We start from the raw sequence: 25817 nt of genomic DNA on the forward strand, positions 1-25817 counted from the left end.
CGATGTTGCTATAGCTGCACTATATCAGCTTATGTTCTTCGAGGATACTTTTTGCTGTAAGGCTTATGTGCTCTCGTGACTTATCTCCTACAGTTAATTGCAGTAATTCGTTTTTCAAATGGATGACGTATTCCTTGGGCCAGTTCTCAATAATTTCGGATAAGATCCATGAAATTATTTGTTCATCATTACCCGTTAAATAATACTTAAGGTGCGGAATTACAGGGAGCCCTATTTTAACTAATAGCTCAGCAATACGCATCGCACCTGGCCAATTGAGATCATACAACCATTCAATTAAACTAGGGATTACAGGTTCTAGCCTCGAATATTCCACTTTTGATAAAGTTAACGCAGCAGCGTCCCAATATGCTATTTCCCATGGCTGTAGTAGGAAAGGCAAGTACTGATCATCCATTTTTATTAGCTCATTGCTGGCAAATTCGATTACAGATTTCGGAGTATGCCAATGTAAAAATTTTATGTACTCTTCAATCCGCTGTTCCTCATCTAGTTTCTTAACTAAATCTGGAACATCCTCATCAACTAGACCGAATACGAAATGTCCATTGCTAATAGGAGAGGTGAAAGTGATTGTTCTACCAGATACTCCATCATCAATCTTATAGAAAACCTCCTTAATATCAATATTGGATGCTTTGGCCTCCTCATCCTTGTACTCATGGATTTTCCCTTCGATATTTAAGCTTCCATTGGCATTATATCTCCAATTAAATGTGTCTGTATAACTGGTTCTTCTATTCAATGAATATATCCAACCGGTACTGTCTGGTAAAAAAACGATCACATCAACATCATAAGGCCGATGCTCCCCCAGTGCTCTTGTAGACCATCTTCCAATAATCATATGTTCCTCCTGATTGGTAGTCTCCCAGCAAATATTGCGTTATTAATTATTCTATCAAATGGTATAAGAATAGGTCTCTTAAACTACATAAAATCCCGATAAATCAAATTTTATTGACTTATCGGGATTTTATGGGTTCTGACAAAATGGCGTTTCAATTCAATATAATAGACTATATCCACTTATTAAGAATAGAGATATAATATTTAATTAAATCTCCGCTGCCGCAGCGCCTCATACAGCAGCACAGTAGCCGCCATCGCCACATTAAGCGATTCTGCTTCGCCTTCCATCGGAATAATGACAGATTCATCGACAGCTTCGCGGACCGCATGCGAGAGCCCCTCCGATTCATTGCCGAACAAGAGCCATGAGCGCTGTGTCCAATCATAGGAATAGCAGGTATGGGAAGCTTGAAGGCTCGTCCCTATGAGTTTAATCCCCTTACTCTGCGCTGCAAGCAATAGCTCAGACAAGTCCGCCTCAACAATCGGCACATGAAATAAGGAGCCCATCGTTGAACGAACCGTCTTCGGATTGTATAGATCCACACAGCCCTTACCGAGTACAACCGCATCGGCTTTCACCGCATCCGCACTCCGGATAATCGTCCCGACATTGCCAGGATCACGAACGCCATCCAGTACAACAACAAGGCTATGATCTCCGAATAGAGCCACAGTCTCTGCTTTGAACTTGGATACAACGGCAAATACAGGCGGAGCTGTATCGGTGTCCGAGCATTTTGCCATGACCTGCGGCGATGCCTGAATCCAATCTGCCTTGTCAGTAAAGGGCTCAAGCTCATGCGGTATACCGCGGTCGCCATTATAGACAACTGCTTGAACAGCGGCGGAGGCACGGAATGCCTCCTGTACGAGATGCACCCCTTCAATAAGGAAGAGACCTGTGCGATCACGGTTTTTTTTATCCAGCAGCGAAGCCCACTGCTTCACTCGATCATTTTGTATAGACGTTATAATATCAGGGTTCATTCGTTTCACAATCAGCCTTCCGAATAAGCTATTTCCAAATTAGTCAGATCTGCATTCTTGCCTACGATCGCAAGAACATCGCCATCCTTGATCAAATCATCGGCATATGGTGCAATGTTCATATTCGTGCCTGTTTTTATTCCCATTACGTTGCATTTGAATCTTGCCCGGATATCGAGCTGCTTCAAGCTTTTGCCGATCATAGCATGGGATGCCTTGATTTCAATAATACTATAATCATCCGATATTTCCACATAATCAAGAATATTCGGTGACATCAAATGATGCGCGACTCGAAGTCCCATATCCCTTTCCGGGAATACTACTTTATCCGCGCCAATCTTGGTTAATACTTTGCCATGAAGCTCATTTTGCGCTTTTACAATGATAGTGCCTACGCCAAGATCCTTCAAGATCAGCGTCGTCAGAATACTGGACTGAATATCCTGTCCGATTGCTACTACGACAACATCAAAGTTGCGTATCCCTAGGGAACGCATTGCTTCCTCGTCTGTAGAATCTGCCGATACTGCATGCGTTACCCGATTAGAAATTTCTTGAATACGCTGCTCGCTTGAGTCTATAACAAGCACTTCAAAGCCCATTTGAGTCAATGCAGATGCAACGCTTGAACCAAACCTTCCCATTCCTATAACTGCATATTGCTTCTTAGCCATCAGCTTTGTTCCCCCTTCGGGCATTGCTTGATCGATGTATATTATAGCATAACCTCTCCCGAGGATGAAAAAGAACCGCTTCGGATATAGTAACCTTAGGTTCTTTGCATCCACATAGGAAGCACTATTATAAGGCGATTTGGAGGAGATCTTCGTTGAACGAATTTGACTTGCGTCAGGCGATTATTACAAGGGTACAAAGTAATTCCAAAGAAGAGCTATTAGAAGTTGTAGAAGGCTCTGTAGGACATGATGAGCGCACCCTGCCCGGGCTCGGTGTATTGTTCGAGATCATATGGCAGCACATCAATCCGCAGGAGCAATCCCGTCTAATTGATACGCTCCACAATCATCTCCACCAATCTGGTGCAACTGCTCAATAGCAAATATTTGCAGTGTATACAGTTTTGCCTGCTACTAACGTGTGTGTCACCCATGGATGTAGATGATAACGATCTACAATAATCAGATCAGCCGCTTTACCAGGCTCTATTGATCCAAATTCATTGGCATGGCCTAATGCCTCAGCAGGATGAAGAGAAGCCATTCGAACAGCCGCCGGCAAGGCGGCTGTTCCTTCATCTGCCAGCTTGAATATGGCTCTAAGCAAGGAAGAAGGATGATAATCCGAACAGATAATAGTAGCCGCTCCTTCTGCAATCACCTCAGAGGCGTGAAGGTTTCCATCATGCGAGCCGCCGCGAACAATATTAGGAGCTCCTACGCATACTGACAGCCCTCGAGCTGTAGCATATTTCGCTGTTTCGAGATTAATAGGAAATTCAGATACAGTACTGCCATAGCCTATAGACTCCTCTATTTTGGCGATGGAATCATCGTCATGAGAGGCGATTGCAATTCCACGATCAGCTGCCAGCCTTCCGAGCTCATTGAGCTTTTCCCAGTCTATCTGTGCTCTTCGATCCGTAAGTTCATTTACGAGAATGCGAACCTCATCCGGTCCTATACCTTGATTCTTCATAACATATCTTTCGAATGAGCCTTCGCTCTTGTATTGACCTTGCCCCGGAGAATGATCCATAAAGGATAAATAATCAATGGTATGTTCATTCAAGTACTTATGTACAAGCTCGAGTCCCGGTAAATAAGAGACCTCATATCGCAAGTGAATACGATTACGGATGACCGAACGCTTCTCACGATACTCATTAATTAGCTCCACCAAATCCGTTAGTAAATGGTCACCTCGAAGGCTGAGACCAATGCCCAGTGATAAAGAATGATACATCGTCGTTATGCCATGCAGCGGCAGCCTTCTTTCGAATTCCAATAACGACATATCCAGAGGAAACAATGTGTTCGGACGCGGTTGAACTTCCTTCTCAATAGCATCATTATGTATGTCAATTAGTCCTGGCAGCACATATTGTCCCCTTGCATCAATGACCTCGCTCTCAGGATAATCCTGAAGCCATTGCTCAACACTGATCTGCTCGGTCATTATTTGATCAATAATACTGTCTCTTATGGCAATAGCCCCTTGAACAGCCTTATCGGGCAAAATAATCATTCCATTAATAATAAGCTTATTCTGAGATGGAGTTGCATGCTGGTTCATCCGTAATCGCACTCCTTCTAATTGAGCATTATTCTTCTATAAAAGAAAATTCAAAGCCCGCATCCTTTAGAGGAAGTCTGACTTTGAATAAGGAGAAGAAGTTAAAAACTATTCGGCGGTGGCGGCATCAATTCTCTATTCTCATCATTTTTTGCTGCATTTACCATAAGAATAATTCCGGTAATGATATGCATGATCATGCCAACGAAAGGAATCCATGCAATCATAGAAGTTACGATACCAAGGATGCTGCCATGTTTATCTGTATTCTCTTGCGCGCTAAATACTAACGTCAGAATATGAAGAATTAGCATAATAAATAAGGGCACATAGCCTAAGCCTACAATAACGATAGCTCCCAAGATCGGAATACCAAGAAAGATCTCTAACGATCCTGTCACCCATTTCAAAGTTCGTGATGTTTTCAAAGCTTCCCTCACCTCCACTCTCCTATTATAAACTGCCCAACTTCTTACTTACAACCTAATAATGGTAATTAATTACAATAAAAGATCCCGGTATCATAAAGCATACCTGGATCTTTTATCCTTCCTTCTTATGGAGCTGTCTCTAAAAACTGCAGCGTTGGGTTTTTGTCCATCGCTGTCCGCATCGCATATTCATTCTCGAATAAAACGACATAGTTGCCCTTTTTATCTTTCACGAGGGTAGTATTAATGCGGAATTTAGCGGGATCAATCTTATCGCCAACGATCCATCGAGCGAATTGGAACGGCATCCGGTGCAATTGAATTTCCACGCCATACTCGCCACGCATACGGTGATCGAATACTTCGAACTGCAGGTTACCAACTACGCCTAGAATCGTTTCTTCAAAACCGCTTGCGGAATGGAAGACCTGAATCGTTCCTTCCTCCGTCAACTGGTCGATGCCCTTCTGATACTGCTTATGCTTGAGTGCATTTTTCACAGTAACCTTTGCGAATATCTCAGGTGAGAAGGTCGGCATTTCATCGAAGATAACTTCCCCGCCTTGTGCTAAGGAATCCCCGATACGGAATATACCTGGATCAAATAGGCCGATAATATCGCCTGGATAGGCTGTCTCTACAATATCACGGTCCTGAGCTAGAAATTGCTGCGGCTGGGACAGCTTAATATCCTTGCCTGCACGTATATGACGCACGCTCATGCCTCTCTCGAAACGTCCCGAGCAGATTCGTAGAAAAGCGATACGGTCACGATGCGCAGGGTTCATATTCGCTTGAATCTTGAACACGTAGCCAGAGAATTTCTCATTCGTAGGATCAATCGGGCCTGCCGAGCTCATCCGTTCTGTAGGCTTAGGCGCAAGCTGCAAGAAGTTTTCTAAGAAGGTCTGAACACCGAAGTTATTAACCGCACTTCCGAAAAATACAGGTGTCAGTTCTCCTGCTTGCACCTTCTCAAGATCGAAGGGATCACCTGCAACATCCAGCAGCTCTAAATCCTGAACCAACTGGTCATGCAAATAGTCTCCTGCCATCTCACGAATGATCGGATCATTATAGTCGTCGACTTTCGTAACCTCAATCGTATTGTGGTCATTGCCCTTGAACAATTCCACTTGGTTCTTCATACGATCATAGACGCCGCAAAGCTCGCGCCCCATTCCAATTGGCCAGTTCATCGGTACGGATCGAATGCCGAGCACCCGCTCCAGCTCTTCCATCAACTCGAATGGGCTTTGACCTTCACGGTCGAGTTTATTAATGAATGTGAAAATAGGAATACCGCGCTTGCGACATACCTGGAACAGCTTAATAGTCTGTGCTTCTACGCCTTTTGCTACGTCAATCAACATGACGGCACTATCGGCAGCAGTCAGCGTACGGTACGTATCCTCACTGAAATCTTGGTGACCAGGAGTATCGAGAATATTAACCCGATGGTTAAGGTAATCGAATTGCATGACACTGGACGTTACCGAGATACCACGCTGCTTTTCAATTTCCATCCAGTCAGATGTGGCATGGCGGCTTGCCTTCCTTGCTTTTACCGACCCTGCAAGACGAATGGCTCCTCCGAATAGGAGGAGCTTCTCAGTCAACGTCGTTTTACCGGCGTCAGGGTGGGATATGATAGCAAAGGTACGGCGCTTATCTACTTCCGCTTGTAATTCCTTTTTTATCGTTTGGCTCATACTTGCCTTCCCTTCATTGCGTCACACATACGAATATCTATAACGCTACTTACTTATTTGCTGCTATTAGATATCCAGACTACATTGTCTTCCTCTTGACCATTCACTGGCCACCAGTGGAAGCCTTCTTTAGCCAACAGCTGATCTGCACCTTTTGGTCCCCATGATCCGGCAGCATAATGCTCAAGCTCCGTCTCTTCTTCTCTCCATGCATCAGCAATACGATCTACAAATTCCCATGCCTGTGCAACTTCATCCCAACGAGTGAAATAAGAAGAATCGCCACGTACAGCGTCGTGAATCAGACGTTCATACGCTTCAGGCGTGTTCAATCCGATCTGGCAGCTTTGGCAGAACTCCATTGCCACCGGCTGAACAGAGTTGTCTGCTCCAGGGGTTTTCGCATTTACTTTAATATAGATACCTTCATTTGGATTAACGCGGATAACGAGCAGATTCGGTGCCAAATCATGGCGCTGCGCGAACAGCACATTCTGTGGCATCGACTTAAATTCAATAACGACCTCAGTGGTCTTTACCGGAAGACGCTTCCCTGTACGAATATAGAATGGCACACCCGCCCAACGGAAATTATCTACGGAAATTTTAGCTGCAAAATAAGTCTCCGTCTTGGACTCCTCCGCAACCGAATCCTCTTGGCGATAGCCTGGAAGCTCTGCTCCTCGAGCTGCACCTTCTGTATATTGCGCGCGAACTACATTGTCACGAACTTCATCACTATTCTTATAGCTCCGCAGAGAACGCAATACCTTAACCTTCTCATCGCGAATATCTTCGCCGTGCAGACGGCTAGGAGGCTCCATAGCGATCATTGTGAGCATTTGCAGCATATGGTTCTGCCCCATATCTCGCAATGCGCCGGACTTATCATAATAACCGCCGCGCTCTTCAACGCCTACCGTCTCCGATAGCGTGATTTGCACGTTGGCAATGTGGTTATTATTCCACAATGGTTCAAAAAATGCATTCGCAAAACGAATGACCTGAATGTTTTGTACCATTTCTTTGCCAAGGTAGTGGTCAATCCGATAAATTTCTTCTTCCTTGAACACTTGACTAATCTGAGCATTCAGCTTGCCGGCTGACTCAAGATCATAGCCAAAGGGCTTCTCAATAACTACACGATGCCATCCTGAAGATTCCAGCAATCCGCCATCACGCAGATTGAAGGATACAGGACCGAACAGCTCCGGTGCTAGCGCCAAATAAAATAAACGATTGCCCGGGATATTGAATTTAACATCCAATTGCTCAGATAGCTTCGCAAGCTCACGGAAGCCATCCACATTATTAATATCGAGCGGCATATATTCGAAATGTTCAGCGAATCGCTTCCATAGCGCTGCATCATCTGCTTTATAGCGGCAGAATTCTACGATCGATTCATATACATCGGAACGGAACTGCTCATTGGTACGAGCTCTGCGAGCAAGACCAACTACAGCAAAGTTTTCAGAAAGCTTCCCTTCTTTATATAAGCTGAACAGGGCCGGGAACAATTTGCGTTTTGCTAAGTCGCCTGTTGCACCAAACAAGTAATAAACAGCGCCCTGTGTAGATGTAAGATCAAGGTTCGTATTCTGCTCCATATTCCTCATTCTTTCCTATAATTTATAGTTTTACATGTTATGTAGTTTAGCATATTAATCCTCAAACCGCTATTAATCAACCATAAAAAAAACTTATATTTCTAACGATCAGTTATTGCTTAGAAGTGGTGTAATCTCCCGTTATAACAGGGAAGCCCACGATTAGAGACAAGTCCTTGCTCTCGCTGTCGCGATGCGTGGCAATTTGCAGGTTAACCCGCTTGCCATCCCCCGTGTGAATGCTCTCATAGAGCCTCTCTGTATAATAACTTTCGCTTCTCGTTGCGTTGTCATCATAACGATCCACAAGCTTCGCGCCCGCCTGTAAAGCTAGCCTATTCGCTGAATCATCATATTCCACAGCACCACGAACGGTTATTCCTCCCGAATAGCTCCACTTGGCCTTTTTCAAGCTAGCTTCTACTTTCTGCAAGAATGCAATTATCCCAGCTTTGTCCGCTTGGCCCTGTGTTACGAACAATAACATTGCTTCTGCTTGGCCTCCCTCAGCCGTCGGAAAGATATGTATCGTCATAGCTCCTCCATACGCAGGGAATTCTTTCGTAAAGACCTGAGCCTCACTTATTTTTATCTCGTCCTTATTCTGTTCATTTTCACCGGAGAGAAGATTATTAACTAATGCACCAAGTGTATCCTCTCCGCCCTCCACATCCCAGCGTAAAGACCATTCTGCTTGTGCAGAGCCATCAGTATACAATTCATCATTCCATTGCCATAGCTTGTCCAAATTATGTTGAAGAGCACCTAAGGATGCCTTGTCTGTCCGCGAATGCTTTAATAGCTCTTCCCTGCTTACAATGGTCCAGGTTCCCGTTACGAGAATAACCACTATCGCCAAAATAATCCCCAGGCTTGTTTTTTTGCGGTTCCGTGCCTTGCGGTAAGAATGTATAGTCGGCATCCTTGGGTACACTCCTTTTTTCCAAGATAAGACGAATCGTTTCATTGGTCCAGTAATATGGGTATATATCCATACACATTAGCCTGTAGGTGAATAGACTGTTCCATAGCTTCACAACAACAAAGGAGGCATCCTGACATGGAACAGCTCTATCCTTTACAGGAAGACATATTACAGCCATTATGCGGAATGCCCGTCTATGTCATTATGAAAGACGGCACCAGACATATCGGTATTCTGAGCAGCTGCCGCAACGGTAGAGTAGTCCTTAATGAGGAATCAGACCGCCATTCTAGCGCTGAGGTATCAAAGGTGAAGACCAAGACTGAAGCAAACAAAAAAGAGTCCTCAAAAAATAAAAAGGCAGCTGTACAGCCTCCCGTCCAAACACAAGCCTATCCATACGATCCATACTATTACAGACCGGAGCCCTTCTCCCCTTTTGGAGGAGCACTAGCCCTTGACTTATCACTCATCGCGTTCCTGTTCTTGTTGTTCTAGATTCCCAGTCGATCGCTAAACTATAAATAGTAAGAAGAAGAAGGAGGCAGTTGCCATGTTCATTTCTCCGATCAGTCACAAGTCACGCCCTGTCCGAATTACACCTGTCCAATCCGTTACACCCTATGCATCCTATCCATATCGAGAAGGGGAATTCCAGCTGCCTCCAGAACCTTATACCAATTGGAATACCCCTTACCATCAAGCTGCCCAGAGTGCCGCAGAATGGCTGGAGGAGACCAGAAGCACCCATTCCTCAGTCAGAGAAATAGCTGATCGGCTTCGTCATGATTTCAGTCAGAGCAACGTGATTCATCAATTAGAGAAATTCGCCTCCGTTATTCAAGACCTGGAAGACCGATTCTACAAGCTCTCTGATGTTATAGACAGCATTCAATGGACAAGCATAGAGACAGCGCTGAACCATCCTGCTGCAAGATTATTTGGTCTGAATCGCATCGAGACAGGATGGTATCTGGATAGAGCAACAGCGTCAGGCTTCTTCCAAAACCATCAGCATTCCACTTCATTCTTGTCCAGCTGCCTGATTGGCTCCACCGGACTTCTAACGAACGTGCAACAAGCTCTTCAAGAACCACAAGACACCAAGGCGATTGACGTCCTGCGTCAAGATCTTCCACTAATGCAGCCCTATATGACCTATTACCAATCTGCCCAGACCTACTGGCCTTTCCCATCAGGCGGTTTTCTTCTCAATAGATCCCTTTAATGCAACTTATCAAAAAAACGCAAGAAAACCACTAAATGGTTTTCTTGCGTTATTCTTTCGCTCTCATTCTGCAATTCCCTGCTTATGAGCGTAAATAGCTGCCTGTGTACGATCATCCACGCCCAGCTTATTAAAAATATTCGTAATATGAAACTTCACTGTTTTAATACCGATATACAACTGATCCGCAATCTCCTGATTAGACAGGCCCTGAGCCACGCGCTTGAGGACATCCATCTCACGCTCTGTAAGATCATCATGAAGCGCTGCTTGGGATGGCTGCTTAGGCTGACGAAGCCTGTTCATCATCTTGGCCGCCACCTGTGACTCCAATACAGATTGCCCACGAGCTGCCGCTCGTATCGCTTCGGCAATCTCCGTTGCACGAGAGGTTTTCAACAAATAGCTGAAAGCCCCCGCTTCAATAACAGGATAGAGCTTACTATCATCCAGATAGCTTGTAAGCACGATTACCTTGCACTCAGGGTAGAGCTCAAGCAGCTTCGCTGTCGTCTCTACACCGTCCATGCCATCCATGACCAAATCCATCAAGACAACGTCAGGCTTATAGGCTTGTGCCAGTCGAATACCATCATATCCATTGCTCGCTTCGCCGACGACCTCAATTCCTTCCTCCGTGTCCAGCACAGCAGCCAATCCGATTCGTACCATTTCATGATCATCCACCAGCAGTACTTTAATCCGTTGATTCAATTGTTCTATCGGCTCCACCTTATTCACCGCTTTCAAAAATTTACCCATCATTAATTGTCCATCGGTACTCTTATATCAATCGTTGTTCCTTCTCCCGGCTTAGAAACCATATGTAATGAACCGCCAAGTTCATTAACTCGCTCCTCCATAGTAAGAAGACCGTAGGAGGTTTGCTTCTTAGCTTCTAGGTCGAAGCCAACTCCGCTGTCTTTCACGACCATACGTGCTTCATTACCGTAACGTTGTAATCTAATCTCCATGCTCTCTGCTTTAGAATGCCGCAAAGTATTCGATAAGGCTTCTTGAGCAATCCGGAATAGATGGTCTTCTGTCTCAGATGGCAGAGCAATAGTATCATCTACACTCAATTCTATCATCATTGGTACTTTCTGTTTCAATTCTTCAACTAATGCAATTAAAGCCAGCGCTAAATTTTTGCCATCCAGATGCACCGGACGCAAGTGAAGCAATAGAGCTCTCATCTCGGACTGGGCAACAGCAGCCATCTCTTCAATAAGCTGTACTTGCCTCTTTGCTCTTTCCCAATCACGCTCAATCGTCCGGCTTACGGCTGTGGCGGTCATGGATATAGCGAACAATTGTTGGCTTACAGCATCATGCAGCTCACGTGCCAACCTTTGCCGTTCTTCGATAACGGCTGAGAACTTTACTTTCTCGGTCCAGATCGCTTCGTTCTCTTGTTGTTCCGTGCTGGAAGCATCCGAGACATCCTCCGCAGTATCAAATGTAACGCGATAATTGCGTTTGCGTTGCTGTTCACCTAAGCGCTGCAGGGCTTCTTTCAGCTTAGAGTTTTGCAAATAACCAATAAGGGCTGCGGCAGCCATCGCTGCGCCTATTATCGCAAGCCCAATTACGGCCCATTTTCCTTGAAGGGTTAATAACTCGACATATCCAACCCCCTGCAATACAATGACAACTAAACTCACGATAATCAGAAGCCACAATACCGTCTCCGTAATGTTTTTGCGATGAGCTGCTTTATTAGGTTCCTGCCGAGGTGGCTTCCCTTCTGCCATCCGCCTTAGTCAACTCCTTCTCTTCTACGCAGGGAAGAGCAGACCAGTATACCGGTCCGCTCAGTTCTGCTTGCTTGATGAATTATTCTGCTGATTTATTCAGCTTGCTTCTAAGAGCCTCGAGCTGCTCATCAACCTTCATCTTTTTCTCTGCATCTGCTGCATTGAATGGAGTGGAAGCCCCTGCTCCACTATAAGAGTATGGTGTGCGAAGAACATCTGCTTCTGCTTCAAGCTGCATAATTTTTTCTTCCATGCGGTGGAAGCCTCTTGAAGCCGAGCCGCTGTCAATTGTATGATTCGAGCTCAATTGTGCCATTTCCTTTTGTGCTTTTGCCACTTGTGCACGGGAAGCCAGCTCATTACGCTTGTTACGAAGCTGATAGAACTCGTCCTTTAGTGTGTGCAATTGCTGCATTAATTCTTCCGCCTGAATTCTAGCTTGTGCATGAAGCTCTGTATATTCTACTACTTTTTGATCAAAGTATAATTTCTCTTCAAGCAGCTTGCGAGCAAGCTCTTCTTGACCAGCGCGTAGAGCAGCTTCAGCTTTCACTTCACGGTCTCCAGTGCTGCGAACAGCCTCTTCCAAGCGTTGCTTCATACGGCGTTCATTCGCCATTTGCTTCGCAACGGTTACCTCTGCTTGATGAATCTCAGACTCCATATCCCGCAAGTATTGATTAAGCATAACAACCGGATCTTCAATTTTATCCAATACCTCATTCATCGATGCTTTCGTCATGTCCTTCATTCTTTTAAAGATTCCCATAATTAAATGTCCCCCTTTTCGTATTTTGCCAATTTGGCACGTAATTCTGCAATTTCACGACGCAGTGCTTTTTTCTCCAAATCATCCATCATGCTATCGAACTGGGAAGATGTTTGCTGACTGGAACCAGTCTGTGCACTTCCTCCCCATGGTCCTTGTGGTGGGTTTTTGTATGGTCCGCCATATTGGGAGCCAAATCCTTGATTGCTGCCATGTCCAGCGTCATAGCCACCATTATTGTAGCCGCCACCGTAGCCAGGGCCTGGACCATAGCCATAACCGCCATGAATATTAGGCTCTTTAGGTACTACCATGCCTGCTATAATATAGACCGGGATAGCGACACCGCTTGTGAAAATCGCTACAACGATAAGCAAGATACGCAATAACGTTGCATCAACATTCATATATTCCGCTAACCCGCCGCACAAGCCGAACAGCTTTTTATCGCGTGTCGAACGGTACAGTTTTTTCAAGACGACCATCCTTCCTTCTCAAGCTTCCTTTTCAATTGCTCTAATTCTCTTTCGATTACCGACTGGACCGTGTTCCCTGTTTCCGTGACGAACTCCTTTCCCATCCGGCGCAGATCCTGCAAGCTCTTAGCCTCCAGCTCCATATCGCTGATCCGTTCTTCGAGTCGTCTGAACATTGTCCCAGGCTGCTGTGAGCCTGTGTCGGAAGCATAACGAGAATTCATTCTTTGCTGCAATCGCAGCGATTCCATTCGTGCTGCATAATACTCACGCTTATCGTACACTGACTGATATTCGCTGCGCATTTGGCGTAATTGCTCTTCTAGATCTAGAGTATTTTGCCTGCTTTGCTCATATAAATCACGATATTGAATCGCTCGCTCCTCACTGCTTGCTTTCTCGAGTAGTGCAATTCTGGCCAATTGCTCTTCTCCAGCCTTCAGTGCGGTCATTGCCTGCTGCTCGCGCTTCTCTTTCTGTTGCTCCGCTTGCAGCCACTGTGCTTTCAAGTGATTGCTATGTCCTGCATACTGCTGATATAGCTTCTCTGCTTGTATGATATCCTCTCGTGTCGACCATAGGAACTGATCGATCAAGCGGACCGGATCTTCTGCTTTCTCTAATCTTTCATTCAAGGTTGCGACTGTTATGTCGCGCACTCGCCGTAAAATACTCATTCGATGTCCTCCCCATTATATTGTTGATTAGTATCCGCGATAATTATTTTTCTTGAATATCGAGACGCCTACTAGAATCAATCCAATTGCCAGTGCCAGCATAATGAGACCGGATAGTTTGCCTAACAGCATAAATCCGCCAATGACAACCAGAATGCCGCCTAACCATTTTTTATTGTTTTTCCAGCCCACCACACCAAGACCGATTAAAATGATAGGGAACAAGAAGCCTACTATAGCGCCTATATGCACACCGATTAATTTCAGTGCTACCAAACCACCTACGATAGCGAGCACAACACCTAATGCTTTTTTACCTTCCATTTCTATTACCACCGCCTCTCCGTTTTTATCAGGAAGTTCATTTCCTGTGTTGCTTTGTTTCTTTCTTGCTGCTCTCTTGCCTATGTCCTTATTGTAGATCGTTTTCGTTTTTTCTAAAACGGACCTACGGCGGTTTCTGAACTAGACCTAGGTCGGGGAGCAGCCCCGTTCCTAGGAATTACCCTGTATGAGACCCCCAAGGTTAACTTCAATATAGCTGCTTAATTGATAAGGCTGGTTATTTAAAAGGGGCTTTCCTTCATAGGTATGCAGAAGGGTTTAAAGGGCTTAAAGCTTTTAAAGCTCTTAAAGCTCTTAAAGCTCTTAAAGCTCTAGGAACTATATATAGATAGTGCATATGAGGCACTTACCCTATTTTATGAAGCGTTTTTCGTAAAACAGGCTCAATCTGGGGCATATCAGAGATAACGTCAGCTGTATTCATTAGTCGGAAACCGACCTTCCCCACTAATTAACATAGCTTCACTGTTGCTCCTTTTTACCGGTCTGAGCAGTGAGATAGAGCAAATGGATTCATAAAATTGTACATGACATTCCTTCTCTAGCTTGGGAGCCTGCCTTTTGGGCTAGCCCTTGCTTTTTTCAGGGCGACGATTGGAACAGATACAGGAATCTGACGCCGCCTTTCAGCGAATGAAAGAAGGTCACATGCGTAACGGTTAACTTAAGTCTGATATGAGGCACTTACCCTATTCTATGAAGCGGTTTTCGTAAAAAACAGGCTCAATCTGGGGCATATCAGAGATAACGTCAGCTGTATTCCGTAGTCGGAAACCAACCTTCCCCACTAATGAACATAGCTTCACTGTTGCTCCTTTTTACCGGTCTGAGTAATGAGATAGAGCAAATGTATTCATTCAATTGTACATGACATTCCTTCTCTAGCTTGGGAGCCTGCCTTTTGGGCCAGTCCTTGCTCTTTTCAGAGCGGCGATTGGAACAGATACAGGAACCTGACGCCGCCTTTCATGCGGATAAAAGAAGATCACATGTGTAGTGGTCAGCTTTAGCCTAGCTACAATGTGTCTATTGGAACGGAGAATCTGTTCATTATCGGCTGCGGCGGGGAAGAAGGTTATGCTTATTTGGGAAGCCAACAGTTGGAAGCCTTGGTGAAGTACAGCACGTACCATACGGAAAACCCCGAAGAAGCGGCAGTAAGATATACTCAAGCTGGACAACTGGCAGTATAGTGAAGCCGAAGATACATGGACTCACGCGGCTGGGAGAAAACTGCGGTTCTGTTAGCAAAGCAAGGAAACGAAAGAAAACAGATATGAAGTAAGGAAGCGACACTCTCGAAGTAAAAGATACATGCTAGCGGTTTGAAGAAGGATTGAACAGGCTGCGTGTTCGGACAAATCAAGAACAACCGGGGACTCCAACGATTCCTGCTTCGAGACCTGCCGACAGTGAGCCTTGAGGTTGGGTGGCTTTCGCTCGCCCACAATTCGCGCAAGAAAACAGCAATAGACCAAAAAGCAGAGATGGCGGTGCAGGGATAACCTCCCTAGCATCGCCATCTCTTTAATCTCACCAAATTTACATTATGTGAGCTGTCTCTTCAAGTGAGCAGACCTTCTGGGTACGATGATTCTCATCCCGTTGTCATCTTTATTAATAGTTGTGGCGCTTTACATAGATTTAGTTCGATACATCAGGTATAGGAAATATGGCGCACCGATAATGGCTACAACAATCCCAGTAGGGATGGTAGTTGTGGACATAATCGTTTGACCAATCGTATCCGCGACCACGAGCAAAAGAGCACCTGTCAACAAGGCAATGGGTAAGAACAATTGATGTCGTGGTCCAACTAGTGACTTAGCTATGTGCGGCCCCATTAAACCGACAAACCCAATGGAACCCACAACCGCAACTGCGGTTGAAGACAAGAAGGCAGCGGAGATCAGCATGATCATTCTTTCTCGATTCAAGTTTATCCCCAAACCCCTTGCTAGTTGATCATGCGTATTGATAATATTCAAAACATTGGATTTCAAAAACAAAAACGGGATAATGATGAGTACCCAAGGAAGAAAGGCGATGACAAATGGCCATTCATCACCCCAAATATTACCCGCCATCCAGGCAGAGATAAATTCTGTCTGACTTTCATTGAATTTTCGAATGATCGCAATTGAGCCGCCAGATAGAGCAGTAGATATGCCCACTCCGATTAAAACCATACTCGCTGGACTTATTCCTCTTCCTTTATTGTAACTCAATAGAAATATCAACATTACAGTCAATACGCCGCCAACCGCACTGATGAGCGGTAATACATAAATAAACGTATTTGGATTTACTTTTCCGATGATAATGAGTACAGCAATAGCAAACCCTCCACCGGCATTTATACCGAGAATTCCTGGTTCAGCCAATGGGTTTCTTGTGATACTTTGAATAACTGCCCCGCTGAGACTTAATGCCATACCCGCCAGCACAACAATAATCATTCTAGGCATTCTAAATTTCATTAAAATTAAATGATCCATATACTCGCCTTGCCCAAATAACGTTTTAAAATACGTATATACATTCATTTTATACTCGCCGGAAGTGATACTCCATGTCATAGCCAGAAAGAGTAGGATTAAAAAACTGATAAATAGGATCAGCTGTAATTTTTTTGAGCGAGGGTCAATCATCTCGATTACCCCCTTTTTTAATCAGGTATAAAAAGTAGGGAACACCTATAAAGGAAATGATTGCACTGATAGGCGCTTCTCCCATTAAACGGGCAACGGTATCTGCACCAACAACGAGACTTGCTCCTAACATGGCTGATAAGGGGATGACTCTTTTATAATCTGTGCCTACTAATAATCTTGCGATATGCGGAATCATTAACCCTACAAATGCAATTTGCCCTACGATAGCTACGGAAATTCCTGCGAGTAGCATACTCAAAATCATAGTTACTCCTCGAGTGAATTTAACATTTTGCCCCAAGCCTTTTGCCACAGCTTCTCCTAAATTCAGAATTGTTAATTGCCTGCTCATGACTAGGAATATAACGACAGCCGTAATGACGACGGGCATGCCGATGTATAGCTGTTCCCACGATGTGCCAGAGACGCCTCCGGCACTCCAAAATATTAAAGATTGATTAAGTCTAAAGTAAAGAGAAATCGCCTGACTTAATGCACTAAGCAATGCGCTGACCGCAACACCTGCCAGAATCAGGCGGATTGGATTAAATCCATCGACTCTTGAGCGCCCGATCATCAACACCATCGTTCCTCCTAGTATCGCTCCTATAAAACTCGTCAATATTAAAATGGAGAATGATACTGAAGGCGAGAGTGCGTAGGTCAATGAAAGCATAAGTGCAGCTCCCGAACTCAAGCCAATTAAACTGGGATCGGCAAGACTATTTCTCGTCACACTCTGAATGCCCGCCCCTGAAACAGCAAGTGCAATACCAACGAGTAAAGCGCCAATATTTCTAGGAATACGAATATCTACAATAATATTGTGATTTGTATTCAAAGGGTCATAATCAAAAATAGCTTGAAAAACCGTTGGAATATTAATTTCGGCACTACCCAATACGACCGACAATAAAAATAGGACCATCATGAATACACCAGTGACGGTAAATTTAAGAACAGTGTGAGATGTATCTAATTTTTTCAACCTCATTGATTTGAATATTTCCTTTTCGCTAATTGATAATGTGAGATCATGGGTCTTCCAGTTATTTTGTCCATCTCCAATATCGCATCAATGTTGAAAACCTGAGTCAATAATTGGCTAGATAGCACATCATGAATAGAGCCTTGTGTAATAACCTTGCCATCCTTCATTGTGATCAGATAATCAGAAAAGCGTATCGCTTGATTAATATCGTGAAGCACCATAACAATGGTCGTATTTTGGTTCCGATTAAGATCTGTAATCAATTCCAAAATTTCTAATTGGTGTTCAATATCCAGAAATGTCGTTGGCTCATCTAAGAAAATAATATCTGTTTTTTGTGCAAGCGCCATAGCAATCCACACCCTTTGGCGCTGCCCCCCACTTAATTCATTAATTACTCGATATTTAAATTCCGATATCCCTGTAACTTGCAAAGCCCAATGTATCACTTCAAGATCTTCCTCCGTTAACTGTCCAAACCCTTTTTGATAAGGATATCTGCCGTAAGATACGAGTTCACACACGGTTAAACCATCTGCAACCTTTGGCATTTGAGGTAAGATAGCGATTTTTTTAGCTATTTCTTTTGATGCCACTGAATAGATATCCACTCCATCCAGTAGGATTCTCCCTTTCTTAACCGGAAGAAGTCGGCATAATGCCTGCAGTAAGGTTGTTTTCCCGCAACCATTAGGACCAATTATAGAGGTGATTTTTTTATCCGGGATATCGATATCCAGATTCTCGATGATATTTTTATGACCGTATGCGATGCATAATCCTCGGCCTGTAAGACGAACCATAGAACTCCCTCCTTTTGAATAATGTATAAATAAAATAAAAACCTTTTCGCAAAGAATTCTCTAGGAAAAGGTTTTTAGCTCTTTATTTCATTTGATCAAGCTGCTCTTTTATAATATCTCTTTGAGCTTCTAATGAAATGGGGTCATTATACCGTGTCACTGTTAAATCCAATTTGATGACTTTGCCCTCTTGGACAGCTTTTGAGTTTTTCCATACTGCCGTTTCGGTAACAGGTGCTGCTTCATTTCCTATAGTTGCTAAAATAATGAAATCACCAACATATTTCGGAAGATCTTCATTTGACAAGGTGACATTAAATTGATCTTTTGTCACTTCAGCCAATGCTTTAGGTTGTACAAATCCATAGCCATCATATAATATTTCACCACCGCGGCCATAATCGGTATTAAATGATATTAGTGCTTTAGGAGAGGATTGGAAGATGGAGAGCGTCTTACCTTCTATCAGCTCTGCATAGACCTGGGCGTCTTGAGCCATTGTCTTTTCCCACTCCTGCAGCCAAGAATTTGCTTGTTCTTCTTCCCCAATCAATTTTCCAAGTAAACGAGTATTATCTTTGTATGTGCTAATCATCGAATCGAATGTTACTGTAGGAGCAATTTGTTTCAACTTATTTAAGTTTGGTTCAGTAGCGGTGGCGATAATTAAATCCGGCTTTAAATTTGATATCGTTTCAATTTTCTCTGGATCGATCCTTTCGATTCCTTCTGTAGCTTTGTTAAGCACCTCATCTTGATCAACATAATAAGATACGCCTACAGGCATATGCCCAAACTTAACTAAAGCGCCTACGTATGTAGGATGAAGAACGACAATTCGTTGCGGATTAACAGGTACTTCTACTTTATCCCCGCTGTCCGTTGTGAACGTTTGGGTTTTACCTGCGCCTGTTTCATTCTGGATCGGGCCTTGTTCATTTTTAGAGCAAGCCGTTAAAAAAATCAAAAGCAAAATGCTTATTATGATTAGTTTTTTCATTAAATTTTCTCCTCGTATAAATATTTCTTGTTTTTTTCATCTAAAATATCATTATGTGAAGATACCAAGGCGGTTTTACTAGCGTTTGGTTCAATATATAATTTCGCACAATTCACAGCATTTGTTGCATCTTGATAGGCACCGGCTATCAGTTGCACTTTGCCATCATAGATGACACAGTCCCCAGCTCCATAAATACCGGGTACATCACTGTGTCCCTTAGAACTACTATTGATAAAGAAATTATCGATTAGATCCAGTTCAACTTTTTTTCCTTCCCCGCTAAATAGTAAATTATCCTTATGATAACCATGATTGACGAGTACAGCATCAAGTTCGATCTGAAATATCTCATCTTGCTTATTATTGTAAAGAACTACTTCAGTAATATGATCCTTGCCTTTAAGTTCACGAATCTCGGTATTATACATTATTTTCACACCATTATTGATAAGTTTGGTCTTGTGAGCTTCCAGCCCCTTCATTTGTTCCCCTCGATAAATTAAAGTAATATCCTTCGCAATAGGAGATAAATCATTTCCCCAATCAATGGAGGTTGGACCACCACCGGATATAAGCAATGACTTCCCTCTGAAGTCGTTTACATCGAGCACCTTATAATAGAGATTTTTATCTTCAAATTCAGATGCTCGCGGTACTTCAAGCTTCATATGGCTAATTACACCACCCATTCCAATAGCAATAATGACGGTCTTGGAATAATGAGTGTCTCCTGTTGCCGTAGTAAGTACAAAAATGCCATCATCATCTTTTTCAATATTGGTTACGACTTGTTCCAATGCAACGGTAGGATTGAATGTGAGTCCTTGCTCAATAGATTGTTCAATAAACTCTCTTCCTGTCAAAGGAGGTAATCCGCCAACATCCCATATCATTTTTTGCGGATAAACATGAACCTTGCCACCTAACCTACTATCCGCTTCTATGATCTTCGTCTTCATTTCACGCAAACCTGCATAAAATGCTGCGAACAGTCCGGCTGGTCCTCCACCAATGATGGTAATATCATAAAGTTCGTCTTGATATCTTGACACTTGCTAACACATCCTTTAATTATTTTATTTTAATTGATAATGATTATTGATCTCATTTATTATATGTTGTATTAAAGGCTCAGTCAATATTTATGAGATTTTCTGTATTGTTGTCTTTATTCGGCCCTTGAACGCTGCCATTAGCGCCATAACAAGTAAAACATCGGGGAATGTAATCAATTGGTGATCGATTATTTTGCTTCATTTAAATGTAAATTGAATTAATTTACTCTGCCTTTTGGTGTCCTCCTAATTAGCCTTCGCTAGTAAATAAAGAAAGTAAGGAACACTGATGACCGTAATGACGATTCCCGTCGGCACATCTCCCCCCATGCTAACCGTGCGCGTAATCGTGTCAGCCAGCACCACGACTAATCCCCCGGCCAGACTGGCAGCCGGAACGAGCAATTTGTGATCGGGCCCTACCAGTTTTCTTGCCATATGCGGAGCAATCAGGCCAACGAAGAAGAAGCTTCCTCCCACGGCCACACTCCCAGAGGATAAAGCAACAGCAGCGATCGACAACGCCAAAAACTGTCGCTTCACGGCAAGACCCAGCCCTTGTGCAGTCTGATTGCCTAGATGTAGAGTGTTCAGCATGCGAGCCTTGTAGAAAATATAGCCGAGTAAAATCAAGACCCATGGTGCCAGTACAGAAATATAGCGCCAATCATCGCCCCACAAACTCCCCGCTAGCCAGTGCAGTATGAAGGTCATCTGCGAATCATCCAGTTTGAGTGTCAGGAAGGTGGTCAGCGCCCCATACCCGCTGCCGAGCGCGACACCGGTTAAGATCAAACCGATTGGCGAGATGTCTCTCCCACGGCGATACGATAATAAGAAGATTAATCCCGCCGCCAACAGTCCGCCAACAAAGGCCAGTAGTGGCAAAGCAATATAGGAGCTCTTTCCTGTCGATGCGATGAATACAACGAAGAACAGGACAAACAAACCAGATCCCGAACTAATCCCCAGTGTCCCCGGACTAGCCATGTCATTGCGCAGCAAACTCTGCATCACGACCCCAGCCGCTCCCATTCCCAAACCTACCAAGATCGACAGTACGATTCGTGGCAGTCGAAAATCGAACACGATCAGATTTTGCTTTTCGGTACCATTTCCCAGAAGAACGTTCAGTACTTCTAGCGGTGAAAGGTTCATCTTGCCAGAATTCATGCTTAAGATAGCAAACATAATGATGAGCACCAGAAACACTACATTGACGATGATACCCCGTTGAACCGTGTAACGCTGCTTGATCATGCAAATTCCCTCCTTTGCCTGCGAGCCAGGTAGAGAAAGTACGGCACACCAATGATAGAAAATATAATGCCGATAGGTGTTTCAAACGGCTTATTGATCAAGCGGCCAGCCAGATCGGCCGATACGGTCAGCAACGCACCATATAGCGCAGCCGCCGGAATAATGTAACGATAGTCGACACCGACCATGTATCGCACAATATGCGGGGTAATCAGACCAATAAAACCAAGCGGGCCAATCACAACAACAGCCAATCCCGTCAGCACGAGCACGATAATCGTCGATAAACCTTTGACCCGTCCGCTGCGAATACCGAGTCCACTTGCCACATCATCCCCCAAACTGAGCAGTGTAACGGAAGGAGACAGCGCCAGCGCCAGCATTACACCACCAACAAATAGCGGTGAGATAATCAGCAATTCCCCCCATTTAACCCCCGCTGTACTGCCTGCCGTCCAGAATGCTAATGCTCGGCCAAGGTTATAATTGATCGCCAAATACTGACTAAGTGCACCAAACAGCATAGAGATGGACAATCCTGCCAGTATCAGCCGCTGAGGCGTCATCCCGCGCTTGCCCAGTGACGCGAAGAAGTAGGTCATCCCCGTCGCAAGCGCGGCTCCCAGACAAGCAAACAGCATCATCAGCCCATACGAAGAACCCGGCAAAAAGGCCAGGCAAAGTGCAATCGAGAATGCTGCCCCAGAGCTAATCCCCATCAGCCCGGAATCGGCCAGCGGATTGCGCGTCGTCCCCTGCATGATAGCACCACATACCGCAAGGCTGCACCCGACGATCAGATCGGCTACGGTACGCGGAAGACGAAGAGTTTGAATAATTTGATGCTCAGTTAGAGTTGGATCATATCGGAATATAGCCTCCCATGCAGCCGCTAACCTCATGTCGGCGGCACCGAAGCTAATCGATGCCGCCGACATGAGAACCGTTAATCCAAGCCCTACCACCATGTACATGGTGAAGTTCATCGCCCCACGGCGTTTTTGCTTAGGCCTGTTTATCATCATGTTTTCCTTTCCGTACCTATTGACCATCTAGTTTGAAGCACGGCTCATAAATTAGAACCCTATTTAGATAATGTTAATAATTGATTTACAATATGATCAACCAATGCACTGGAAGTCATTATATCCGTGGACCAAGATAGCGATGTACCTACCGTTAGAATCCGATTGTGTTGCATAGCAGGTAGTGATTTCCAAACCGCATTATCAGCAGGAACTTTCGTATCTCCTATGGAGATTACATAATCCCCTACGTAAGCGGGCAAGACCTCCATAGAGATATCTCCCCAATATTTATCTGTATCAATAATATCAGTTTGAACTTTTGACGGTGCCTGCATTTGAAGCTCATTATAAACAAGCTCGCCCACTGCATGCTTGGCTCCAGCGATGTAGTTACTTTTATCACTGAATTCTCCCATAGTAATCGTCACGTCTGAAAGACCTGCATTCTGCAGGGATAGCTTCGCTTCTTCGATTTTTCCGGCATAAGCATTCAAAACAGCCTTAGCCTCTTCTTGCTTGTTCAAAACATCGCCAATAAAATGTATCCGCTCTTCTGTCGTCATATCACCATAGGGGACATAAATTGTCGGAGCAATTTTAGATAAATCTTCATAATTCTCATCGCCCCATGCTAAAATGATCAGATCAGGCTCAAGACTCATGACATCTTCCGGCTCCATAGCTATTTTAATAGAGTCTGTAATCTGGTTAGCAAAAACAGCCTCGGATTCGCCCCTTGCCACTCTCGCCACACCTAGTGGAGTTACACCTAGGGCCAATACATCACCAATCAAATAATCGACTACAACACGCTGAGGATTGTTAGGTATCTGAACATCACCCTTAACTGTAGATATCGTTCTGGTCTGCGAGACTGCTTCTGAAGCTTTCGTCTCCGCGACTTCCGATTGTGACGTCTGTTGTGTTTGTGCAGGAGTTGGATTCACGCTTCCTCCGTTATTCGTTGGCGTCCCCGACGTACATGCCGACAACAACAGCATCAAGCTCATCGCCGCCCCCAAGATCAATTCTTTACTTCTTACTTGTCCAAACATGGTTGATTCCCCTTCTCTATAAGACTTGACTAGATTCGCTAGTTCCATCTTATTGTAATGAACATGAGAATCATTATCAATACCATTAACCTGCATAGCTAGTGTGTTTATTTTCCGATAATCACTAGGCGTCATCTTGTAATATTTCTTAAACATCCGAAACAGGTTTTTCTCATCCGCAAAACCAGATCCTGTTGCGATCTCTTTAATGGTTGCTTCCGTATACCTCAAGTCATGACAGGCAGCTTCAATCCTTCTCTGAATGAGGTACTCCTGTAAGCTCATCCCTTCCTTCTTTTTGAATAGCCGCGTCAATTGCCCACCACTAATCCCAAACATGTCGGCAATTTCTTGAAACATAATCGGCTCCCTGTAATGGTTATCGAGATATATCTTAGCGGAACAGGCTGGATCTGGCTGAAGATACCGGATCTCACCACCCTCAAAATCTCTGTACACCCCATGAATCAATTGATAGAGAAAACTTTTAGCCTGGAGCTGATCCATCGCCTTGCCGCGGTTCCAGCCATCCATCATCTGTTGAAACCATTCGAGTAGCAAGATGGGATTACTTGGCGTATAACCAAACTGTTGAACAAATGGATTCACTTGCTCCAGTAATTGCTGCAGATGCTTATTAAAAAAAAGAGGTAATTCTGCTTTATAAAACACCATAAAGATCTTCATATTCTCCCCTTTCGGTGAAATACTGAGCAGGCTCCCCTTCCCGCCGTGAACTAAACCGAAGCGTTCCATTCCAAATATGGTTTCATTCAGTTGAATTTGCGCTTCTCCTCCACATGTATAGATAAACATGCTACTAGGCATTTTATACTGCTCCAACGGGGATTGGGATGCTACATTCTGAAAGCGTACATCTATTAATGTAATATTCGAACGTGTCCAAATACGAGCCATCGTATCGATCATCTCCGGTGTGAATACCTGGCTTACTTCTGCTTCTTCTCGCATCTAGTCGCGCTCCCTCATCTCACTTTTCCCCAATTTATATATTATATATAATTGATTTTGATTATCAATATCATAACGTATTAAGTTAGTATATCATCATTAAGTGACATTAGGGAGCAGGCAACGAACGTTATTCTTTTCTGAAACACCAACAGGTTGGCTCAAAATCAGGTAGGGTAAATCGCAATAATCTACAAGAGGGATAATGATACTTCGCCTAACCAGCGACACTGCATTGGGGCAACTTGCTCTAATGAGGGGGCCATAGCTGCGCGAGACTTTTTGTTAGCAAATGGAGCAGGAATGAAAGAAGTTCAAGAGGGGCTCAACCATAGTGATTGCTCAACTACAGCTAATGTTTATTCACATTTGGAGTATAGTACGAAGGTTTCATCAGCTAATGCTAGGAATGGGGTTTTAAACCAAAATAAAAAAGTTCATTAGATATAGTATCTAATGAACGAATTCTTATTTAATATGGTGCCGGTGAGAGGACTCGAACCTCCACGGTTTCCCTCACGATTTTGAGTCGCGCGCGTCTGCCATTCCGCCACACCGGCATTTGAAGAACTATGGCGTGCCCTAAGAGATTCGAACTCCTGACCTTTTGATTCGTAGTCAAACGCTCTATCCAGCTGAGCTAAGGGCACATCTTTGATGATATTTTGTGGAGGCGCCACCCAGACTCGAACTGGGGGTAGAGCTTTTGCAGAGCTCTGCCTTACCACTTGGCTATGGCGCCAACAAAATAATTGGAGCGGAAGACGGGAATCGAACCCGCGACCCTCGCCTTGGCAAGGCGATGCTCTACCGCTGAGCCACTTCCGCATATAATGGCTGGGGATTCAGGGATCGAACCTGAGAATGACGGAGTCAAAGTCCGTTGCCTTACCGCTTGGCTAATCCCCAACAACTTTTTTGGTCAATCATTAAATTATAGTGATAAT

26 protein-coding genes and 6 tRNA genes (1 of these 32 running past the window's edge) are annotated in these 25817 nt (G+C 44.2%); 4 read left to right on the plus strand and 28 right to left on the minus strand.

The genetic code is table 11. The features are described from left to right. Positions 1–19: 19 nt before the first annotated feature. The 3 genes from AC50YO_RS21915 to AC50YO_RS21925 all read right to left on the minus strand — a co-directional run bounded on the left by AC50YO_RS21915 (position 20) and on the right by AC50YO_RS21925 (position 2540). A complete protein-coding gene (locus tag AC50YO_RS21915; RefSeq protein WP_494850320.1) occupies positions 20–868 on the minus strand; it encodes a DUF5071 domain-containing protein in 849 nt (282 codons plus the stop codon). Between the two features lie 206 nt (positions 869–1074). Next, positions 1075–1863 carry a TrmH family RNA methyltransferase gene (locus AC50YO_RS21920; RefSeq protein WP_494850375.1) on the minus strand — a complete coding sequence of 263 codons (789 nt, stop codon included), beginning with the start codon at positions 1861–1863 and terminating at the stop codon, positions 1075–1077. Between the two features lie 11 nt (positions 1864–1874). Then, positions 1875–2540 (minus strand): potassium channel family protein, encoded by a 666-nt coding sequence (locus AC50YO_RS21925; RefSeq protein ID WP_494850322.1) that lies wholly within the window; start codon positions 2538–2540, stop codon positions 1875–1877. A 155-nt stretch (positions 2541–2695) separates the two neighbouring features. Between AC50YO_RS21925 and sspI the strand changes: the two genes are divergently transcribed. Further along, positions 2696–2923, plus strand: a complete 228-nt coding sequence (gene sspI / locus AC50YO_RS21930; protein ID WP_494850324.1) for a small acid-soluble spore protein SspI — start codon at positions 2696–2698, stop codon at positions 2921–2923. Here the strand turns inward: sspI and AC50YO_RS21935 are convergent. From AC50YO_RS21935 to AC50YO_RS21955, 5 genes are all read right to left on the minus strand, one after another. Further along, the gene (locus tag AC50YO_RS21935) at positions 2917–4119 is read right to left on the minus strand and encodes an alpha-D-ribose 1-methylphosphonate 5-triphosphate diphosphatase (protein ID WP_494850326.1); all 1203 of its coding nucleotides are present in this window, start codon (positions 4117–4119) and stop codon (positions 2917–2919) included. The genes sspI and AC50YO_RS21935 overlap by 7 nt on opposite strands. A gap of 101 nt (positions 4120–4220) precedes the next feature. After that, positions 4221–4547 (minus strand): hypothetical protein, encoded by a 327-nt coding sequence (locus tag AC50YO_RS21940; protein ID WP_494850328.1) that lies wholly within the window; start codon positions 4545–4547, stop codon positions 4221–4223. Between the two features lie 128 nt (positions 4548–4675). After that, the gene (locus AC50YO_RS21945; protein WP_494850330.1) at positions 4676–6262 is read right to left on the minus strand and encodes a peptide chain release factor 3; all 1587 of its coding nucleotides are present in this window, start codon (positions 6260–6262) and stop codon (positions 4676–4678) included. Between the two features lie 53 nt (positions 6263–6315). Further along, a complete protein-coding gene (zwf, locus tag AC50YO_RS21950; RefSeq protein ID WP_494850331.1) occupies positions 6316–7872 on the minus strand; it encodes a glucose-6-phosphate dehydrogenase in 1557 nt (518 codons plus the stop codon). Positions 7873–7984: 112 nt separating this feature from the next. After that, on the minus strand, positions 7985–8794 hold the full coding sequence (locus tag AC50YO_RS21955; RefSeq protein WP_494850332.1) for a YwmB family TATA-box binding protein: 810 nt from the start codon (positions 8792–8794) through the stop codon (positions 7985–7987). A gap of 138 nt (positions 8795–8932) precedes the next feature. Here AC50YO_RS21955 and AC50YO_RS21960 point away from each other — a divergent pair, with 138 nt between their 5' ends. Then, positions 8933–9295 (plus strand): hypothetical protein, encoded by a 363-nt coding sequence (locus AC50YO_RS21960; RefSeq protein ID WP_494850336.1) that lies wholly within the window; start codon positions 8933–8935, stop codon positions 9293–9295. Positions 9296–9350: 55 nt separating this feature from the next. Further along, the gene (locus tag AC50YO_RS21965) at positions 9351–10025 is read left to right on the plus strand and encodes a hypothetical protein (RefSeq protein WP_494850342.1); all 675 of its coding nucleotides are present in this window, start codon (positions 9351–9353) and stop codon (positions 10023–10025) included. 63 nt (positions 10026–10088) lie between these two features. On the opposite strand, the gene AC50YO_RS21970 is transcribed toward AC50YO_RS21965, so the two are convergent. From AC50YO_RS21970 to AC50YO_RS21995, 6 genes are all read right to left on the minus strand, one after another. After that, complete coding sequence (locus AC50YO_RS21970; RefSeq protein WP_494850376.1) at positions 10089–10787, minus strand: response regulator; 699 nt, start codon at positions 10785–10787, stop codon at positions 10089–10091. A gap of 2 nt (positions 10788–10789) precedes the next feature. Continuing rightward, complete coding sequence (locus AC50YO_RS21975; protein ID WP_494850345.1) at positions 10790–11779, minus strand: sensor histidine kinase; 990 nt, start codon at positions 11777–11779, stop codon at positions 10790–10792. Positions 11780–11861: 82 nt separating this feature from the next. After that, a complete protein-coding gene (locus tag AC50YO_RS21980; RefSeq protein ID WP_494850347.1) occupies positions 11862–12551 on the minus strand; it encodes a PspA/IM30 family protein in 690 nt (229 codons plus the stop codon). A gap of 2 nt (positions 12552–12553) precedes the next feature. Beyond that, on the minus strand, positions 12554–13036 hold the full coding sequence (locus AC50YO_RS21985) for a PspC domain-containing protein (RefSeq protein WP_494850349.1): 483 nt from the start codon (positions 13034–13036) through the stop codon (positions 12554–12556). Then, positions 13024–13704, minus strand: a complete 681-nt coding sequence (locus AC50YO_RS21990) for a PspA/IM30 family protein (protein ID WP_494850351.1) — start codon at positions 13702–13704, stop codon at positions 13024–13026. The genes AC50YO_RS21985 and AC50YO_RS21990 overlap by 13 nt, the downstream gene beginning before the upstream one ends. Positions 13705–13731: 27 nt before the next feature. Beyond that, entirely contained in the window at positions 13732–14028 is a 297-nt protein-coding gene (locus tag AC50YO_RS21995) for a LiaF transmembrane domain-containing protein (protein ID WP_494850353.1), read from the minus strand. Positions 14029–15071: 1043 nt separating this feature from the next. On the opposite strand from AC50YO_RS21995, the gene AC50YO_RS22000 reads away from it, so the two are divergent. Next, on the plus strand, positions 15072–15242 hold the full coding sequence (locus AC50YO_RS22000; protein ID WP_494850355.1) for a hypothetical protein: 171 nt from the start codon (positions 15072–15074) through the stop codon (positions 15240–15242). Positions 15243–15683: 441 nt separating this feature from the next. Here the strand turns inward: AC50YO_RS22000 and AC50YO_RS22005 are convergent, their stop codons facing one another. From AC50YO_RS22005 to AC50YO_RS22070, 14 genes are all read right to left on the minus strand, one after another. Then, positions 15684–16700, minus strand: coding sequence for a FecCD family ABC transporter permease (locus tag AC50YO_RS22005; protein WP_494850357.1), 1017 nt, complete (start codon positions 16698–16700; stop codon positions 15684–15686). Beyond that, positions 16693–17697 carry a FecCD family ABC transporter permease gene (locus AC50YO_RS22010; protein WP_494850358.1) on the minus strand — a complete coding sequence of 335 codons (1005 nt, stop codon included), beginning with the start codon at positions 17695–17697 and terminating at the stop codon, positions 16693–16695. Before AC50YO_RS22010 ends, AC50YO_RS22005 begins: the two co-directional genes overlap by 8 nt. Next, the gene (locus tag AC50YO_RS22015; RefSeq protein ID WP_494850359.1) at positions 17694–18497 is read right to left on the minus strand and encodes an ABC transporter ATP-binding protein; all 804 of its coding nucleotides are present in this window, start codon (positions 18495–18497) and stop codon (positions 17694–17696) included. The genes AC50YO_RS22010 and AC50YO_RS22015 overlap by 4 nt, the downstream gene beginning before the upstream one ends. 82 nt (positions 18498–18579) lie before the next feature. Next, positions 18580–19497: an iron-siderophore ABC transporter substrate-binding protein gene (locus AC50YO_RS22020; protein WP_494850362.1), complete on the minus strand. Its 918-nt coding sequence runs from the start codon at positions 19495–19497 to the stop codon at positions 18580–18582. Further along, positions 19497–20552: an NAD(P)/FAD-dependent oxidoreductase gene (locus AC50YO_RS22025; RefSeq protein ID WP_494850364.1), complete on the minus strand. Its 1056-nt coding sequence runs from the start codon at positions 20550–20552 to the stop codon at positions 19497–19499. Before AC50YO_RS22025 ends, AC50YO_RS22020 begins: the two co-directional genes overlap by 1 nt. A gap of 249 nt (positions 20553–20801) precedes the next feature. Continuing rightward, positions 20802–21815 carry a FecCD family ABC transporter permease gene (locus AC50YO_RS22030; RefSeq protein WP_494850365.1) on the minus strand — a complete coding sequence of 338 codons (1014 nt, stop codon included), beginning with the start codon at positions 21813–21815 and terminating at the stop codon, positions 20802–20804. Then, on the minus strand, positions 21812–22837 hold the full coding sequence (locus AC50YO_RS22035) for a FecCD family ABC transporter permease (protein ID WP_494850378.1): 1026 nt from the start codon (positions 22835–22837) through the stop codon (positions 21812–21814). The genes AC50YO_RS22030 and AC50YO_RS22035 overlap by 4 nt, the downstream gene beginning before the upstream one ends. A 62-nt stretch (positions 22838–22899) precedes the next feature. Further along, a complete protein-coding gene (locus AC50YO_RS22040) occupies positions 22900–24870 on the minus strand; it encodes a helix-turn-helix domain-containing protein (protein WP_494850367.1) in 1971 nt (656 codons plus the stop codon). 478 nt (positions 24871–25348) lie between these two features. Then, positions 25349–25430, minus strand: a tRNA-Leu gene (locus tag AC50YO_RS22045). Positions 25431–25443: 13 nt separating this feature from the next. Continuing rightward, positions 25444–25520: transfer RNA gene (locus AC50YO_RS22050), tRNA-Arg, on the minus strand. 18 nt (positions 25521–25538) lie between these two features. Next, positions 25539–25612 (minus strand) — tRNA-Cys (locus tag AC50YO_RS22055). Positions 25613–25623: 11 nt separating this feature from the next. Continuing rightward, a tRNA-Gly gene (locus AC50YO_RS22060) sits at positions 25624–25698 on the minus strand. Positions 25699–25704: 6 nt separating this feature from the next. Continuing rightward, positions 25705–25779 (minus strand) — tRNA-Gln (locus tag AC50YO_RS22065). Between the two features lie 37 nt (positions 25780–25816). After that, a tRNA-His gene (locus AC50YO_RS22070) sits at position 25817 on the minus strand (it continues 75 nt past the right edge of the window).

The sequence above is a fragment of the Paenibacillus sp. J22P59 genome, from assembly GCF_059383895.1.

Bases quoted from the DNA above. Each gene is read 5' to 3' on its own strand.
- AC50YO_RS21970 (WP_494850376.1), bottom strand. From the start codon at position 10,787: ATGGGTAAATTTTTGAAAGCGGTGAATAAGGTGGAGCCGATAGAACAA.
- AC50YO_RS22010 (WP_494850358.1), bottom strand. From the start codon at position 17,697: ATGAGGTTGAAAAAATTAGATACATCTCACACTGTTCTTAAATTTACC.
- AC50YO_RS21915 (WP_494850320.1), bottom strand. From the start codon at position 868: ATGATTATTGGAAGATGGTCTACAAGAGCACTGGGGGAGCATCGGCCT.
- AC50YO_RS21955 (WP_494850332.1), bottom strand. From the start codon at position 8,794: ATGCCGACTATACATTCTTACCGCAAGGCACGGAACCGCAAAAAAACA.
- zwf (WP_494850331.1), bottom strand. From the start codon at position 7,872: ATGGAGCAGAATACGAACCTTGATCTTACATCTACACAGGGCGCTGTT.
- AC50YO_RS21965 (WP_494850342.1), top strand. From the start codon at position 9,351: ATGTTCATTTCTCCGATCAGTCACAAGTCACGCCCTGTCCGAATTACA.
- AC50YO_RS22035 (WP_494850378.1), bottom strand. From the start codon at position 22,837: ATGATAAACAGGCCTAAGCAAAAACGCCGTGGGGCGATGAACTTCACC.
- AC50YO_RS21920 (WP_494850375.1), bottom strand. From the start codon at position 1,863: ATGAACCCTGATATTATAACGTCTATACAAAATGATCGAGTGAAGCAG.
- AC50YO_RS22040 (WP_494850367.1), bottom strand. From the start codon at position 24,870: ATGCGAGAAGAAGCAGAAGTAAGCCAGGTATTCACACCGGAGATGATC.
- AC50YO_RS21985 (WP_494850349.1), bottom strand. From the start codon at position 13,036: ATGGTCGTCTTGAAAAAACTGTACCGTTCGACACGCGATAAAAAGCTG.
- AC50YO_RS21935 (WP_494850326.1), bottom strand. From the start codon at position 4,119: ATGAACCAGCATGCAACTCCATCTCAGAATAAGCTTATTATTAATGGA.
- AC50YO_RS21995 (WP_494850353.1), bottom strand. From the start codon at position 14,028: ATGGAAGGTAAAAAAGCATTAGGTGTTGTGCTCGCTATCGTAGGTGGT.
- AC50YO_RS21990 (WP_494850351.1), bottom strand. From the start codon at position 13,704: ATGAGTATTTTACGGCGAGTGCGCGACATAACAGTCGCAACCTTGAAT.
- AC50YO_RS21945 (WP_494850330.1), bottom strand. From the start codon at position 6,262: ATGAGCCAAACGATAAAAAAGGAATTACAAGCGGAAGTAGATAAGCGC.
- AC50YO_RS21980 (WP_494850347.1), bottom strand. From the start codon at position 12,551: ATGGGAATCTTTAAAAGAATGAAGGACATGACGAAAGCATCGATGAAT.
- AC50YO_RS21960 (WP_494850336.1), top strand. From the start codon at position 8,933: ATGGAACAGCTCTATCCTTTACAGGAAGACATATTACAGCCATTATGC.
- AC50YO_RS22020 (WP_494850362.1), bottom strand. From the start codon at position 19,497: ATGAAAAAACTAATCATAATAAGCATTTTGCTTTTGATTTTTTTAACG.
- AC50YO_RS22005 (WP_494850357.1), bottom strand. From the start codon at position 16,700: ATGATTGACCCTCGCTCAAAAAAATTACAGCTGATCCTATTTATCAGT.
- AC50YO_RS21925 (WP_494850322.1), bottom strand. From the start codon at position 2,540: ATGGCTAAGAAGCAATATGCAGTTATAGGAATGGGAAGGTTTGGTTCA.
- AC50YO_RS22030 (WP_494850365.1), bottom strand. From the start codon at position 21,815: ATGATCAAGCAGCGTTACACGGTTCAACGGGGTATCATCGTCAATGTA.
- AC50YO_RS22015 (WP_494850359.1), bottom strand. From the start codon at position 18,497: ATGGTTCGTCTTACAGGCCGAGGATTATGCATCGCATACGGTCATAAA.
- AC50YO_RS21975 (WP_494850345.1), bottom strand. From the start codon at position 11,779: ATGGCAGAAGGGAAGCCACCTCGGCAGGAACCTAATAAAGCAGCTCAT.